Here is a 16,401-nt window from a genome sequence, read left to right as displayed (position 1 = left end):
AACTCAATGATGTCGCGCACTATCTGGCATCACTCTATTTCGGGAAGCGGAAAATTGTCCCGACATCCAACCCCAATTTAACTTGGGAAGGCTTTGCATTCGCTTTTCCCGTAACCATAGCGGCTTCCTATCTAATCTATCCCTACCTGACGCCGTTTGACCTGAAATTTGGAATTATTTTCGGCATGCTGATCAGCTTGAGCGGTTTCTTCGGCAGCTTAACGGTCTCCGTGCTGAAGCGAGATTTATTAATCGGCGATGATGACAAGTTCGATGCTCTGAAAAAAAGCTACTTAAGCCGAGTGGATAGCTTGACCTACACCTCGCCTGTCTTTTTTCATGTGCTTCGTTATTTTTTTGACTTTATGTAGCAATATCTTACTATGAAAAGGGCAGTCTAGCCTCACCTGAGGATAGACTGCTGTGGCAAAGTGACACGCCCTATTACGCCGCCAGCATACAGGAAGCTTTTCTCGGCATCTACGATGTAAATCAAGCCTGCATCGGCATGGTGCACATCAGCCTCTCTTCTTTGTATCGGCTTCTTAATGCACCGATTAATGCACCTGATCCAGCAATTGATATGCTTCTTCCTTCGTTGTGACGGCCAGAAGCGCTTCTCTAAAATGATCATCCATCAGCTTGCGGGACAGCATTTGCAGTACTTTCAGGTGCGTATTGTCCTTGCTATTGCGCGGTACAGCAATCATGAAGATCAATTTCGCCTCACTACCATCGAGACTTTCCCAGTCAACGCCACTCCGCTTGATGCCAAAAACCACGCTTGGCTTTAAGACAGCTTCCGATTTGCCATGTGGGATGGCAATATTCATTCCGATACCTGTGGAGCTTTCTTGCTCTCGGGCCAATATGACCTCTTTAAGATCACTGGCAGAGCTTACGATTCCCGTTCCCACAAGTGCTCCGATCATTTCATCAATGACAGCATCCTTTGTCGTTCCTTCCAGATTGAGGTTAATCAGATCCATCGTTACAATATCCGTCAGCTTCTCAATGTGGACAGCTTGTGAAGGTACTTCTGACCCATGATTATAGCGGCTGTTGAAGCCGATAACTCCGCAGCAGTTGTAGTAGTTGCAGATGGTTCGGCTACTGCGCGGAATTTCCAGATTTCACTTCTCCAGCAACGGCCGTATCTACAGTCGCAATATCTTTTTTCAGCAGGCTTACCATGACAACCGTTACGGCTACGCCGATAATAACGGCGATAAAGAACATAAACACATGATCAACTGCACCAAGCACGGCTACAATCGGCCCACCGTGAGCTACCCTATCGCCTACATTCCCCAGCATGGCGATGACTGAACCGACCATGGATCCTACCATGATACTGGGAATAACACGGAGTGGATCTTGCGCCGCGAATGGAATGGCACCTTCGGTAATGCCGAACAGACCCATCGTAAATGTTGCTTTCCCGGCCTCGCGTTCCGACGGTGCAAATTTACGTTTGTTGATCATCGCTGCAAGTCCCATCGCAATCGGTGGAATACAAATCGCAACGGCGATTGGGACCCATAATTCATAATTTCCTTCGCCAATCATGGCTGAGCCAATAAGAAGGCCACTTTATTCACCGACCGCCCATATCAAAGGAGATCATCGCCCCAAGATCAGCGCCAGCAGAATCGAGCTTGTGCCTTGCATACCTGCAAGCCAACCTGTTAAAGATTCAAACAATTGCGCAATTGGAGCACCGATTACAAACACAAAGATTAATCCCACAATCAAGGATGACAATACGGGAATAATAATAATAGGCATGATCGGCTGTAACGCCGGCCAACCTTTATTTTCCGAATCCCCAGTGCAACATAACCGCCAGAAAACCGGCAATAATTCCACCGATAAATCCGGCCCCCGCCTCACTTCCATAAAAACTGCCGTTCGCAGCAATAAATCCGCCAATCATACCCGGTGCAAGCCCGGTCTATCGGCAATGCTCATCGCGATAATCCAGCGAGGATCGGTACCATAAAGGTAAACGAAGCCGACCGATATCCTGAATCGTCTTCCAAAACGAACCGTCCGGTATAACCAGACCGCCAGGTGTCTTCTCACCGCCAATCGTCAGTGCAATGGCAATGAGCAAGCCTCCGATGACGATGAAGGGCACCATATAGGACACACCATTCATCAGTGGCGGTAGATTGGGTTTTGCTTCGGTTTTTTCTCCTCTGTACTACCTTCGGCAGAACGTGACTGTGCCTCGTACACAGGCACATCGCCTTTCATCACCCGCTGGATCAACTCTTCCGGACGACGGATACCATCCTGTACACCAACGACCAGCAGTTTCTTGCCAACGAACCGGTCTTCTACCACCGTCTTATCTGCTGCAATAATAATGCCATCCGCTTCACGGATCTCCTGCTCCGTTAATTGATTTTCGACTCCAATGGAGCCTTGTGTCTCGACCTTCATCTCGATGCCCAGTTTCGCTGCTGCCTTTTGCAGATTCTCAGCTGCCATATACGTATGTGCAATTCCGTTAGGACATGAGGTAATCGCCAATATTTTCATAGTCATTCCCCTTCTCTGTGATGTTTCCGCTTACATTGATAGTATAAACGTCTATTTGGCTGTTATTGATCGAACTTTTTACCGGAACTTTCGGAAAACGGATTTATAAGGACAAAAAGCAGGACTTATATAAGTCCTGCTCCAGAGCACAGCTTTTGGTATTCACTTATCCTTTTAGCTTCCCTAATAATCTCATCGCATCAGTCTCCTTGGACAATGCATGCACCATAGCCGGCTGCTCACTGATCAGGGATAATTCCTTAAACAACTGTCGCATCTCTTCGCGTCTATCCTGTTTAACCGCAAGCAGGAACACAAGCTCTACTTTCTCGGTTCCCCAGGTGAGTGGCTGCCTCAAGGTAGCGACTACAATAGCTGACTGTCTGATCCACTCCGAGCCGCCATGCGGGATGGCAACACTCCACCAATCGTGGTAGCGGACATTTTTTCTCGCGCCAGCACACTTTCCACATAACCTTCCTCGACATATCCCTTGTTCTCCAGTATTCGCGCCAGCTTGGAGATAATTTGTTCGGGGCGTTGCACTTCCTGCTGGGGAAAGACCAGAAAAGGCGTCGTATACCTGAAAAATACAGATTCATCTGCCACCCTGTGTTCCGGCTCATCCAATCGTCTGATCACCTGCTCCAGCTGACGCTCGTCCTTGGCATCCAGCAATGGAGAGACGAGAATGTGGGGAACTTTTATGTCCGGGAGAGCTACGGTTGTAATGACAAGCTCCACCTCATGGGCTGCCAGATAGTCTTGAACTTCCGCTTTCGATATCGTGGTTTCCACATGCACAGACGGAAATTTGCGTTCCACCTTTGTACGCAGCAGCTGGGACATGCCAATGCCCATGTGACATACGATGACTGCTCTTTGAGGATGACTGTCCTCTGATGAAGCCGCTCCACAGAGGCTTGGAAATGCAGGGTTAAATACGCTGCTTCCTCTTCGGGAAATGATAATCGGATCATTCTCCCTACCTCTTCCAGTGCAATAATGACCCGGTCGAACATGTAGGGGTACATCTTCTTGATCTCGGCCAGCATGGGATTGGACACAGTCAGACCATATTGAAGACGGTTCAGGGTCGTATATAAATGAATCTTCAACCCGTTTAGCAGCATCTTGTCCTTGTCAAAAGCAATCATATTCAGCTCTGACATCCGCTGGATCAGCTGCTCAACCAATGCAGGCAAAAGCGGATGGCTGTCTGCCAGATCGCTCTGCTTTCCCTTCCTTTTCTCCTGCTGGTAACGGAACTTCCCGCTAAGCAGATGCAGGGTTAAATAAGCCGTCTCTTCCCGAGAAAAAGGCACGGCAAACAGCTTTTGCAGCTGCTGTAAAAAAGACGTAGCCCATGTAAATTCAGCTTTTTCCTGCAAAAAGGCAATGTCCTGCCCGGAGAGCGAGATGGGCTGTCCGAGCTTGGTTCGTTTGACCATTAACAGGATATGCAGCATTAGACCTTCGAAAGCTTCATCAGTGAAGCTGAGCTCATGACGTTTTTGAAATGTTTTTAGTTCATGATGTATGGTTGCAATCTCGTGCGGTTCAAACTGTTTGCGCATCATTTGTCCTGTTAACTCAGGACTATCTATCAGTTGGTTCAGCCGTGCCAAAGCTATCCGCTTGTTTTTCTCGGAGCCTTGAATCGTCAATCCTACGCGCTGCTTGGTAATCAAGGCAAGATCAAGGCTGTGCAGCCAGTCCTCGATCTTCTCCATATCTCTACGGATCACCGTTTTATTCACATAATACTGGGAGGCCAGATCCTGTATGGTTACAGGCTTGGCAGCCATCAAGAGACGATAGGCGAGATGCAGCACCCTTTCCTCATCCGACTCATGTTGGACTCTACTCTCGTCCGCATACAGTCGATGGAACAAATCTATCCGCTCCAATTCATCCATCTCCAGATAAATGCCGCGTCCCGGCCTTCTCACCAGATTGGCGCTGGAATGCTTGACTATATATTCTTCAATTACCTTCAGATCGTTGCGGATCGTCTTTTCAGAGCACTCAGTCCGATCCGCCAAATCCTGCACTAACCATAACCGCCCCGGTTCAGTTAACAACCTGCGAAAAATTTCTGTTTGCCTTTTGTTCATTCCAATCTCCCATCTTCCAAAATAAAGAATGTCTAGGGCGTTTCCTGCTATATCTATCTTAGGCTTTCTGTCGACATTTAAGTATACTCCAAGTAGTACATTTTAAGCATCGTAGTCCCCATGTTTATTCTTTAATTTCATTCACAAGGGATATTTATATTATTTTAATGGTTTATAGGATGTTTTCCTAAACATGGAATAGAAATTAACCGTTAATATAAGGGGCGTGTTTTAAATGATTGAATATTAAAAAGAGGTGTATTTTTTGGAGAACCAGCACATGTCACAGAATCCGCAGGAAACATCAAGACAATGTACATTCGCCATGGCCAAAACGATGGGGAAACAAACAGGATGGCAGAGATATCAAAAACCTATGGTTCGTCTATTTTGTTTAGGCGTTGGGGAGCAACGGTATTTGATTTTATATTCTTTGTGATCGGTTATATTGGCTTGTTTATCTCTGTCATTCAAATAACGGATAGATGGTTTTTGCCTTTGGCGATTGCAACCCGTTTATCCTGCTTATAGCTTTTTTCTGCTATTATTTGCTTTTGGAAGGTTATACAGGCTATACGCTGGGTAAGTTCGTTTTTCGTATTAAGGTGGTTAACGGGGAAGAAAGGCCTCCTGGTTTTCATAAATCGCTAATTCGCACTTTGCTTAGATTGATTGAAACCAACCCTGTTCTAATGGGTTCGTTACCTGCTGTTATCAGCGTGTTAGTAACTGCAACAGGACAACGAATTGGTGATCTAGCCGCAGGTACATATGTTGTAAAGGTACGGGATTTAGAGCCGATTAGCAAAAAGACACTGAAACGTTCGCTGTTGATATTTTTTATCGCAATGGTGATCTTGGGAGGCTCGTTTGTTAATGCTATTTATATATGGCTGCATAATTATCAACCTCCTGAAGCTCCAGTGAGCAGGGCAGAACAGAACTTTATAAGTAAAGATGGTCGGTTTCAAATCTCAGCTCCGCTAGACTGGTCAACAGACCCGGACCGTGAAAAAATGACTGATATTGCGATATTTAATCCGTACATTCAAAAGTCCGTTGCAGTAGTGTCCAATTCGAAAAAGGAACTGGGCAATGTAACTCTCCAGCACTACGCAGAGAAAATTCAATACAACATGACCAAAGAGTTTAACCTTTCTACTGTAGGACCTTCCTCTAACACAACGATTCATGGATATCCTGCCATTGAGTTTACGATTAAAGGACAGAAAGATGTGAACCATTATGTCACCCATGTAGCGATTATTGAGACCGAAAATGATTATTATCAGGTGCTGGGATATACGCCCGCATCTAAATATAGTCGTTTTAAGAAAGAGCTGCATGATATTACCTACAGCTTCAGCGAGGTTCGCCATTAGACTGCGCAGCTGGTGAAAGATAGGAACGACTCGAAAAACAGGGACTCTTGGGAGTAGCCTGCTTTTTGGGTATAATTCTATAATTCCCTCTCCGTATACGTAAACGGTTGCATTTCTGTGATAAAATAGGCTGACATGTACGGCAACACGCTTTATTATGTTGTTCAGATGCACAATCAAATGAAAACTATTTCACAAGTATAATCCGTCACATCACTATGTATAGGGAGGAACCGCGAACTGTTCCAGATCTCCGAAAAACAAGCCCAAGACATCGTAGATAAAATGATGAAGGATATTCCATACAATATCAATATTATGAACGAACGAGGCATCATCATTGGCAGCGGAGAGAGTGAACGAGTCGGGACTGTTCATCAAGGAGCCGTTCAGGCGCTCGAAACCGGAAAAATGATTGAAGTATGGCAGGATGGTCACTACGAGAAACAAGGGACCAATGAGCCGATTGTCATTCATCATGAGCGGGTCGGCGTCATTGGCATCACGGGAAACCCCGATGAAGTGCGCCCTTTTTGCAACATCGTCAAAACTACGGTATCCCTCCTGATCGAACAAAGGATCTCCCTGGAGCATCTGGCTCACGAAGCCAACCGCAAAAAATCCATGCTGGAAATGCTGTTGCATCATCAAGGGGCCTACACTCAAAAAATAAAAAAGAAGCGGCTCAATATCACATTGATCTGCTTCTAAAAACTTCGGCAGTATATGTAAAGCATCTCCCTGCTGACCCGGTTTATGTAGCCGAGCTGTCGAAAATATTCATGCAGCATCCATCCTTTCATATGGAGGAAGACAGCTATCTCATCCTGATCCAGAATCAGGATGAGATAGACAAACTGCTGAAGCCACTTGTACGCAGCTATCCTGATGTGCTGATTGCCATCAGCAGACAAGAGCATAACATTGCAGAATGTTATTTACAGGCCAAGTCAACCATGAATGTTTTGCTGGCTCTGCGACCGCCTGTGCGGATGATTTCCTTTGCAGAAGTCGAATTTCTGGTCAAGCTGAGCCAATCCAGCCTGACGAACACGATTCATCTGGTCAGCAAGCTGGAAGATACCGTGGATTTGCTGGATACGCTGCGCAGCTTTATTAACCATAACGGCAGTGTCTCCTTTACTGCAGACGAATTAAATATCCATCGCAACACCCTGCAATACCGCCTAAAGCGGATTCATACCTTAACGGGTAAAGATCCCCGGAATCTCCTTCAGCTTTTTGAGCTTACACACGGCTTATTGGCACTGTACCAATGAACGGCTGTATTATGCCAGATCATTCTGCGGTAAACGCCTATTTCCCTCGCCGCCACTCCCGGATTTTATTCAATCTGTCTCAGTATTAAGGGGAAAAATCCGGGAACGCGGACGAGCGCTCCATTTCTAACGCATTCGTGCTATAATCCGCCTTCTAATTCATTGGCTACTCGCTGAATTGAAGCACCCTTGCAATATTCTCGCATGTGCGCTCTACATTTTGCGGCCCTTCGACCAGCAGCTTACCCAGTTCCGAGGCTCCCGGCACGATGCCAAACACCGCATCTATTCCTTCCTGGTATAACGTGTCGATCCCTTCCCCGACATAGCCAGCGACCGCAATGACCTTTTTGCCGGATTGTTTGGCCGCCTGGGCTACTCCATACGGAGTCTTCCCGAATTTGGTCTGAAAATCAATGCCGCCTTCCCCCGTAAAAACGATGTCCGCTTTCGCCAGCTTCTGCTTTAATCCGGTGTATTCGATCACAATCTCAATGCCTTTTTGCAGCGACGCCTGAGTAAAAATCAGCAGGCCCGCACCCAATCCTCCAGCCGCGCCTGCACCTGGAAGATCGCGCACATCCTTGCCCAGCTGCCGCTTCACCACATCTGCATAGTGGGCGAGATTGGCATCCAATTGCTGCACCATTTCCGGGGTTGCCCCTTTTTGCGGACCGAATACATGAGATGCCCCATGCTCTCCGCACAGCGGATTCGTCACATCACAGGCTACAATCAATTGCACCTGCTGCAAGCGAGCATCCAGTGATGAAATATCAATACTGGCCAGTTCTCCCAGACTGCCGCCTCCGCGAGGGAGAGTGTTTCCTTTGGCATCCAGAAATCTGACACCAAGTGCTTCGGCCATGCCTGTCCCGCCGTCATTCGTCGCGCTTCCACCAATTCCTATAATAATCTTTCGAATCCCTGATTCAGACACTCACGGATTAACTCACCCGTACCGTAAGTTGTTGTCTTTAGCGGGTTTTTGTTGTCCTTATTGACCAGATGGATTCCGCTGGCGGATGCCATCTCGATTGCCGCAGTGGTGCCGTCTCCCAGCAAGCCGTATGCAGCAGTTACAGGTTCTCCAAGCGGTCCGGTCACCTCGAGATAACGAAGCTGCCCACCTGTCGCATCCACCAGGGACTGCACCGTTCCTTCACCACCGTCCGCCATTGGAATGTGGACATAATTCGCCGTCGGATAGACCTTGCGCAGTCCTTTCTCCATTGCGATACACACTTCTTTAGCCGTCATGCTTTCTTTAAAGGAATCCGGTGCCAGCACAAATGTCTTCTCTCTCATCTTCTCACCCCATCATCAATATTAAAGTAAAAATCCATACATCAGTGTCGCTACAATGGCCATTGTTCCACCGACAATAGCTTCGTAAGGAATAAGTCCCATCCGTTGTTTAATGCTCATTTTCATGCTGTCTGCCGTAACGTGAAAATAGTTGCCTTGTGGCAAGGAATCGATAACCGTTGCCCCTGTATGCACCATCACAGCTGCGGCGAGCGGGGCCGTCCCCATATTCAGAATCGCTTCCCCAAACGAGCCTGTCGCCAAAATGACTCCCGTCGAGGTCGACGCTGTCGCAGCCGCCATCAGAATCCCTGCGAGCGGTGCCAACAATGTGCCGGAAACTCCCGAAGCTTCAATCAGGCCAACCACCTGCGCAGACAAATCCGACGCTGAGATCAGACCTGCAATCCCGCCTGCACCGATCAAAATCAGCACGGTCGCCGTCATTTTATTTAAGCCAGAGGCTGAATATTTCAAAATATTGCGTCCTTGCCCCATTGCCAGCATACCCACAATCCCGGCAATCGGCAAAATGTACATCGCATCGACTTTGAAACTCGACAGTGCTTCAATGCCGGAGATGGACCCAATCGGGTTAATCATCAGCAAAATAACAGCCACCAACGGAGCTACAATTGCCCGTCCAGCGCCGGGTACTTCGAAGTATCCACATCACTGTCCATAGTATCCTGATCGGATACCTTTACACCTTTAGTTTTCAACAGAGACGCCACCAGAACGGTCATCAATAAGCCACATATCGCAGGGACCACACCTGCCAGCATCACGTGGCTCAAATCAAGGTTGAAGCCGCGCGCCGCCGCAATCGTATTGGGATTCGGAGAAATAATGTTCCCCGCTTTTCCCCCTCCAGATAAGGCCAGCAGGAGCGCCAGCTTGGAAATCCCCATTTTGTTCCCGACCGACAGCGCAATAGGTGCCACGATCAGCACAGCGACCGGAATAAATACGCCCACCGCCGTAATAATCATCGTCGCCAAAGCCAGTGCGAGAATTGCTTTGCTGCCGCCAAACTTCTTCACAATAGCCTGCGCAATCGTCTCCGCCGCCCCGGATTCCATCATCACACCCGCCAATACACCTGCAGCAAGTACACGAATGACCGTCCCCATCACACTTTGCGTACCGCTAATCAATACACTAATGGTCTGCTCCAAATTGGCTCCGCCAATAAAGCGCCTACAATGGCTCCCAAAAACAAAGCATAAACCGGATTCAGCTTTCTCAATATCAAAATAATTGCAATAGCCAGCCCCGCCAGAGCTCCTATCCAACTGATCGTCAATCCTTCCATCTGCCTAACCCCCGGGCAATTTTTGATTACGCTTTCATTATATCGATTGCGGAACGTAAAAAATATTGAAGAACAGACGAAATTGATTGTGCATTTGCACATATGTGCTTCTTTTTTTCCATTTGGACACACGCGATGGATACGCTTGCAAAATTAAAAATTTAGATTATAATACTTGTATACAAGTATACTTGAATAATCAAGAAGGTGAATTTATGGTCGAATCAAGGGAATTCCTATATCCCTCCAAATGGCTTTTAAAAGCCTCTGCTGGTGATCGTGTAACATGCGAGCTTAGAATGCGTATTATTTCTGGCGCAATTGAAAGCGGTACCATATTATCAGAAAATAAATTAGCTGCAGATTTTGCTGTAAGTCGCTCACCCATTCGTGAAGCGTTAAAAATACTGGCATCCGAAAATATCATCCGATTAGAAAGAATGGGTGCAGTTGTTATTGGTTTATCAGAAAAAGAAATAGAAGAAATTTATGATGTCCGTCTACTCATAGAATCGTTTGTATTTGAACGGCTTGTAAAGATGGACACTAATGATTTAGCAATGGAACTTAGTAAAATACTGGAAATGATGAAAGTCGCAATTAAATATAGTGATGCTGATGAGTTTTCATATCAAGATGTCTTGTTCCATGAAACGATTATTCGTGCAGTTAATCATTCATACATCCTGATGATCTGGAATAATTTAAAGCCCGTTATGGAAAGCCTCATCCTTTTGTCGATGCGTATGCGTTTCAAAGAAAAGTATGAAGACTTTACACGGGTTGTAAGAAATCATGAGCTTTATATTGAAGCGATCAAGGGAAAAGATAGAGACCTCATGATCAAGTCTTTACATGAAAACTTTGATGATGTTCAAGGTAAAGTAGAAGACTTATGGATGTCACAACAAATGCTGTCTAAAGGGGTAGTGCAACAAAATGACTAACTATATGTTAGGTATAGATATCGGGACCACAAGTACGAAAGCAGTTTTATTTAGTGAAAAAGGCGAAGTCATCCAACAAGAAAATATTGGGTATCCGCTTTATACACCGGATATAGCGACAGCAGAACAAAACCCGGAAGAGATTTTTCAAGCAGTCCTACAAGCCATTTCGAACATAATGAAACATCACTCACAAAAAAAGCTGTCGTTTGTTTCATTTAGCAGTGCCATGCATAGTGTCATTGCGATGGATGAAAATGACCTGCCGCTTACGTCTTGTATCACTTGGGCAGATAATCGAAGTGAAGCATGGGCACATAAAATAAAAGACGAATTGAATGGCCAAGAAGTCTATAAACGAACAGGAACACCAATTCACCCCATGTCGCCATTAACTAAAATAGCTTGGATTGTGAATGATCTTCCTGAAATCGCTGTCAAGGTTAAAAAATATATTGGAATTAAAGAATATATTTTCAAAAAGTTCTTTGATCAGTATGTTGTTGATTATTCCCTGGCTTCAGCCATGGGCATGATGAATCTCGAAAACCTGGATTGGGATGAAGAAGCATTAAAAATTGCTGGTATAACACCTTCTCATTTATCTGAGCTCGTACCAACAACCCAGATATTTACCAACTGTAATTCAGATTTAGCAAAAGAGATGGGTATCGATCCACAGACATCATTTGTCATTGGAGCCAGCGATGGAGTCCTTTCTAATCTGGGTGTGAATGCCATACGAAAAGGCGAAGTTGCCGTCACAATTGGGACAAGCGGTGCCATTCGAACCATTATAGACAAGCCGCAAACAGACGAAAAGGGAAGAATATTTTGTTATGCCTTAACAGAAAAGCACTGGGTAATTGGCGGGCCGGTAAACAATGGCGGGATGGTCCTGCGCTGGATTCGTGACGAACTTGCCTCATCAGAAGTAGAAACAGCGAAAAGACTAGGAATTGATCCATATGATGTATTAACCCAGATTGCTGAACGTGTAAGACCAGGATCTGATGGATTGTTATTCCACCCATATCTCGCTGGTGAACGTGCGCCCTTATGGAATCCAGACGTACGTGGCTCATTCTTCGGTTTAACGATGTCACATAAGAAAGAACATATGATTCGCGCAGCCCTGGAAGGAGTCATTTACAATTTGTACACCGTATTTTTAGCATTAACCGAATGCATGGACGGTCCTGTGACCCGAATTCAAGCTACAGGAGGCTTCGCAAGGTCAGATGTTTGGCGGCAAATGATGTCTGATATATTCGCATCTGAAGTCGTCGTTCCAGAAAGCTACGAAAGTTCTTGTCTAGGAGCTTGTATTTTAGGCTTGTATGCCACCGGAAAAATCCAATCATTTGAAGTCGTTTCTGAAATGGTTGGCAGCACCAACAAACATACACCAAAAGAAGAAGCAACAAAGGAGTATAGGAAATTGCTGCCGATTTTCATTAACCTATCCAGAGTATTAGAAGACGATTATACACGGATTGCCAATTATCAAAGAGGCTTAATAAAACACTAAAAAGTTAAAATCAGGGGGTAATTACAATGCCATTAATCGTTGTAGCGATTGGAATTTTAGCACTATTAGTTTTAATCATGGGCTTCAAATTAAACACCTTTATTTCATTAATCATTGTATCGTTCGGTGTGGCTTTAGCACTTGGAATGCCATTAGAGGAAATTGTCAAAACCATTGAAGCCGGATTAGGCGGAACACTTGGTCACTTAGCGTTAATCTTTGGACTTGGAGCGATGTTAGGTAAGTTGATCGCTGATTCTGGTGGTGCTCAAAGAATTGCCATGACCCTCGTTAACAAATTTGGTGAAAAAAATATTCAATGGGCGGTCGTAGCTGCTTCATTCATTATTGGTGTGGCGTTATTTTTTGAAGTAGGACTAGTATTGTTAATTCCAATCGTATTTGCCATTTCAAAAGAATTAAAGGTTTCTATCTTATATCTCGGTATTTCGATGATTGCAGCTTTATCCGTAACACACGGTTTCTTGCCTCCACACCCAGGACCGACAGTTATTGCTCGTGAATATGGCGCGAACCTTGGTGAGGTTTTACTTTACGGTTTCATTATTGCCATTCCAACAGTTATTTTAGCTGGACCTGTTTTTACCAAACTTGCCAAAAAACTCGTACCTGCATCATTTACGAAAACCGGTAATATTGCCTCTTTAGGTGAACAAAAAGTATTTAAGTCCGAGGAAACTCCTGGATTTGGTATCAGTGTATTTACTGCAATGCTTCCTGTTATTTTAATGTCTATTGCTACGATTATTACTTTGCTTCAAAAAACAATGGGGGTTGAAGATAATAGTTTTCTAGCAGCGATCCGTTTTATTGGTGATGCATCAACTTCCATGTTGATTTCCTTGCTGGTTGCTGTCTATACCATGGGAATAGCAAGAAAAATTCCAATCAAAAACGTAATGGCATCTTGTACAACTGCTATTACTCATATTGGGATGATGCTCTTAATCATTGGGGGAGGCGGAGCCTTCAAACAAGTACTGATTAATGGCGGCGTAGGTGACTATGTAGCCGAATTATTCAATGGAACTACATTATCACCAATCTTGCTTGCCTGGATCATCGCTGCAATCTTACGTATTTCCTTAGGTTCTGCAACTGTTGCAGCTTTAACAACCGCTGGTTTAGTTATTCCGATGTTGGGACAAACCGACGTTAATCTTGCTTTAGTTGTGCTTGCAACGGGAGCGGGTAGTTTAATAGCTTCACATGTTAACGATGCTGGTTTCTGGATGTTTAAAGAGTATTTTGGTTTAAGCATGAAAGAAACATTTGCAACATGGACATTGCTTGAGACAATCATTTCTGTAGCCGGATTAGGATTTATTTTAGTACTTAGTTTATTCGTATAAACCATGATTTCCGGGCGGTAGATCCCCCGCTTATCTTTTCTTAGAATCCTCTAAGTCTATAAGTGTGGATTTACTGCCTATTCATTTCAAATAAAAGGAGCAGGAAGAAATGTTCAATACAATTGGTGTCATCGGTTTAGGGGTAATGGGCAGTAATATCGCTTTAAACATGGCTGGTAAAGGTGAGCAAGTGGCTGTCTATAATTATACGAGGGATTTAACCGATAATCTTGTAAACAAAAATGAAGGTCAATCCATCCATCCCTACTACGAAATTCAAGATTTTGTTTACTCCTTAGAAACCCCAAGAAAAATCTTCCTTATGGTAACAGCGGGCAAACCGGTCGATTCGGTGATAGATACATTACTACCCTTTCTTGAAGCAGGCGATGTGATCATGGACGGTGGGAACTCCCATTACAAAGATACGGAACGTAGATATGATGAATTGAAGTCAAAAGGAATCGGTTATTTAGGAATCGGTATTTCCGGCGGTGAAGTTGGGGCTTTAAAAGGACCTTCGATCATGCCTGGTGGAGATAAAGACGTATATGAAAAGGCATCTCCTATTCTAACAAAAATTGCAGCCCAAGTGGACGGAGACCCTTGCTGTGTTTATATGGGTCCAAAAGGATCCGGTCACTTTGTAAAAATGGTACATAACGGAATCGAGTATGCAGATATGCAATTAATCGCAGAAACCTATACATTTTTAAGAAAAAAGTTATGTTTATCAGTGAATGAAATTGCTGACATCTTTGAAATATGGAATCAAGGGGAACTGAAAAGCTATTTACTCCAAATCACAGCAGAGATTTTACGGAAAAAAGATGAAATAACAGGCTTGCCACTAGTCGATGTGATTCTTGATAAAACAGGGCAAAAAGGCACAGGTAAATGGACAAGCATTCAAGCAATTGATCATGGGATCCCAGCATCCATTATTACAGAGTCATTGTTTGCCCGTTACATCTCCTCTTTAAAAGAGGAACGGGTTTATGCAGAAAATATCCTGACAGGCCCAGAGATTGGTCAGCGGAGTTTAGATAAAGATTTGTGGATTGAGTACATTAGACAAGCTTTTTATATGGGTAAAATTTGTGCCTACACTCAAGGATTTATACAATATAAAATGACTTCTGAACTTTACGGATGGGAGTTGCCTTTAAAAGATATTGCCCTTATTTTCCGTGGTGGTTGCATCATTCGCGCAGAATTTTTAAACGTAATAAGCGAAACATATCAAGAACAGCCGAATCTGGCTAATCTATTAATCGCCCCATATTTCGCTGAAAAGGTTAAAGAATATCAAACAGGATTGCGAAAAGTTGTCTGTGAGGGCATTAATTCGGGTACTTCGTTTCCATGTTTAAGTGCTTCACTTACTTATTACGATAGTTACCGGACAGGCATTTCAAATGCTAACCTTTTGCAAGCACAAAGAGATTATTTTGGTGCCCACACTTATGAACGAAATGATTTGGCAGGATTCTTTCATACAAACTGGCAGTGATCGATAGTCGTAGTAAATCTCCAGAGCCCTAGTGAAGTGGTTCTTTCCCTTCATTAGGGCTCTCCTTTTGAATACATTTTCCTATTATCTCATCTTTGAACGATTGAACTAGTTGCTTCTGTTGTACCTTTTGCCTCACCGTGTCCTGCACCAAACAGGTTCAATACCACCACGCCAATAACAATTAAAGCAATACCTACGACACTCCCTGTATTGATTTTTTCCTTCCAAATCAATACTGAAATCAGCGTTGTCGCAACGGCTCCTACACCTGACCAGATGGCATAAGTCATATTTAACGGTAGCGTCTTAAGGGATAGAGAGATAAAGAAGAAAGAGATAACAAACGCAACAATCGTGAATAGAGTCGGATACAGTCTGGTAAATCCTTCTGAAGCCTTAAGCATTGAAGTTCCAATCAGTTCACCAACAATAGAAATCGCCAAGAAAAGATAAGCCATTATTCATTCTCCTTTATATATGTTTTCAATTCTTCCATCATTTTTTGCCTCAATTCTTCATTGGGAGGAGCAAGCCCAAACATTTCCGCAAACCACAAACCGTCTATAACCAATCGAACCATCGTAGAACGAACCGGATCTAATTCATCGTTTTCGATTTTATTTTGGATGTTCGCATACTCATCCTGAAGTAGTTCTAGCATTTGAGGGTTAGTAAAATGAGCTGCAGAGAGAGCGGTATACAGGTCATTTTCGCCATGGTTTCCAGACAATGATGTATTCATATAAGCACGAGTCCATCTTCCTTTGGAATGCATGTCATTTTCTGCCCGCTCATTAAATTCGGTGACAAAGCTGGTCGATAGTTGTTCAACCATGCCCAGAATCAGCGCATCTTTATTCGGAAAATGGTAAAGCAATCCTCCTTTACTGATCCCTGCCTTCTTAGCAACGGCTTCTAAAGTTAATTTTTCTACTCCTTCTTCATGCACAATCAGTGAGGCGGCTTTAAGGATTAGTTCTCTTTTTAACTCTTTTTTATTAGTATTCATTTTTCATCACCCACTTTATTATACCGTCCAGACGGTTTTATTTCAAGTCGATTAAAGTTATGGGTTTAGTATATAG

The 16,401-nt window shown here is 44.2% G+C and carries 9 protein-coding genes and 6 pseudogenes; 9 read left to right on the top strand and 6 right to left on the bottom strand.

The features are described 5' to 3' along the window. Nucleotides 1-23: 23 nt before the first annotated feature. Nucleotides 24-371, top strand: coding sequence for a phosphatidate cytidylyltransferase (locus B4V02_RS25730; protein WP_094156906.1), 348 nt, complete (start codon nucleotides 24-26; stop codon nucleotides 369-371). Between the two features lie 186 nt (nucleotides 372-557). Here the strand turns inward: B4V02_RS25730 and B4V02_RS25725 are convergent. Together B4V02_RS25725 and B4V02_RS25720 are read right to left on the bottom strand one after the other, a co-directional pair. After that, nucleotides 558-2,547, bottom strand: a pseudogene (locus B4V02_RS25725) (fructose-specific PTS transporter subunit EIIC). A gap of 166 nt (nucleotides 2,548-2,713) precedes the next feature. Then, a pseudogene (locus tag B4V02_RS25720) lies at nucleotides 2,714-4,664 on the bottom strand (BglG family transcription antiterminator). 354 nt (nucleotides 4,665-5,018) lie between these two features. On the opposite strand from B4V02_RS25720, the gene B4V02_RS26935 reads away from it, so the two are divergent. The 4 genes and pseudogenes from B4V02_RS26935 (at nucleotide 5,019) to B4V02_RS27145 (ending at nucleotide 7,326) form a co-directional block, all read left to right on the top strand. Then, the gene (locus B4V02_RS26935; protein WP_244188579.1) at nucleotides 5,019-5,195 is read left to right on the top strand and encodes a hypothetical protein; all 177 of its coding nucleotides are present in this window, start codon (nucleotides 5,019-5,021) and stop codon (nucleotides 5,193-5,195) included. Beyond that, nucleotides 5,150-5,299 (top strand): annotated as a pseudogene (locus tag B4V02_RS26930) (RDD family protein); the annotation flags it as partial. The gene B4V02_RS26935 and the pseudogene B4V02_RS26930, both read left to right, overlap by 46 nt. Before the next feature lie 84 nt (nucleotides 5,300-5,383). Then, nucleotides 5,384-6,046 carry a hypothetical protein gene (locus B4V02_RS26925; RefSeq protein WP_244188578.1) on the top strand — a complete coding sequence of 221 codons (663 nt, stop codon included), beginning with the start codon at nucleotides 5,384-5,386 and terminating at the stop codon, nucleotides 6,044-6,046. Nucleotides 6,047-6,331: 285 nt separating this feature from the next. Next, nucleotides 6,332-7,326, top strand: a pseudogene (locus B4V02_RS27145) (CdaR family transcriptional regulator). A 166-nt stretch (nucleotides 7,327-7,492) separates the two neighbouring features. Here the strand turns inward: B4V02_RS27145 and B4V02_RS25705 are convergent. Next, nucleotides 7,493-8,634, bottom strand: a pseudogene (locus B4V02_RS25705) (glycerate kinase family protein). Nucleotides 8,635-8,655: 21 nt separating this feature from the next. After that, nucleotides 8,656-9,949, bottom strand: a pseudogene (locus tag B4V02_RS25700) (GntP family permease). Nucleotides 9,950-10,164: 215 nt separating this feature from the next. Here B4V02_RS25700 and B4V02_RS25695 point away from each other — a divergent pair. From B4V02_RS25695 to gnd, 4 genes are all read left to right on the top strand, one after another. Further along, nucleotides 10,165-10,896, top strand: coding sequence for a GntR family transcriptional regulator (locus tag B4V02_RS25695; protein WP_094153304.1), 732 nt, complete (start codon nucleotides 10,165-10,167; stop codon nucleotides 10,894-10,896). Continuing rightward, entirely contained in the window at nucleotides 10,889-12,427 is a 1,539-nt protein-coding gene (gntK, locus tag B4V02_RS25690) for a gluconokinase (protein WP_094153303.1), read from the top strand. Before B4V02_RS25695 ends, gntK begins: the two co-directional genes overlap by 8 nt. Before the next feature lie 26 nt (nucleotides 12,428-12,453). After that, nucleotides 12,454-13,800 (top strand): GntP family permease, encoded by a 1,347-nt coding sequence (locus B4V02_RS25685; RefSeq protein ID WP_094156905.1) that lies wholly within the window; start codon nucleotides 12,454-12,456, stop codon nucleotides 13,798-13,800. Between the two features lie 109 nt (nucleotides 13,801-13,909). Continuing rightward, nucleotides 13,910-15,313 (top strand): decarboxylating NADP(+)-dependent phosphogluconate dehydrogenase, encoded by a 1,404-nt coding sequence (gene gnd, locus B4V02_RS25680; RefSeq protein WP_094156904.1) that lies wholly within the window; start codon nucleotides 13,910-13,912, stop codon nucleotides 15,311-15,313. Between the two features lie 89 nt (nucleotides 15,314-15,402). On the opposite strand, the gene B4V02_RS25675 is transcribed toward gnd, so the two are convergent. Then, nucleotides 15,403-15,774: a DMT family transporter gene (locus tag B4V02_RS25675; protein WP_094156903.1), complete on the bottom strand. Its 372-nt coding sequence runs from the start codon at nucleotides 15,772-15,774 to the stop codon at nucleotides 15,403-15,405. After that, entirely contained in the window at nucleotides 15,774-16,325 is a 552-nt protein-coding gene (locus tag B4V02_RS25670; protein ID WP_094156902.1) for a TetR/AcrR family transcriptional regulator, read from the bottom strand. The genes B4V02_RS25675 and B4V02_RS25670 overlap by 1 nt, the downstream gene beginning before the upstream one ends. Nucleotides 16,326-16,401 lie beyond the last annotated feature (76 nt).

It is taken from the genome of Paenibacillus kribbensis (assembly GCF_002240415.1).
GTDB lineage: Bacteria > Bacillota > Bacilli > Paenibacillales > Paenibacillaceae > Paenibacillus > Paenibacillus kribbensis.
This window is presented reverse-complemented; position numbering and strand designations above follow the sequence as displayed.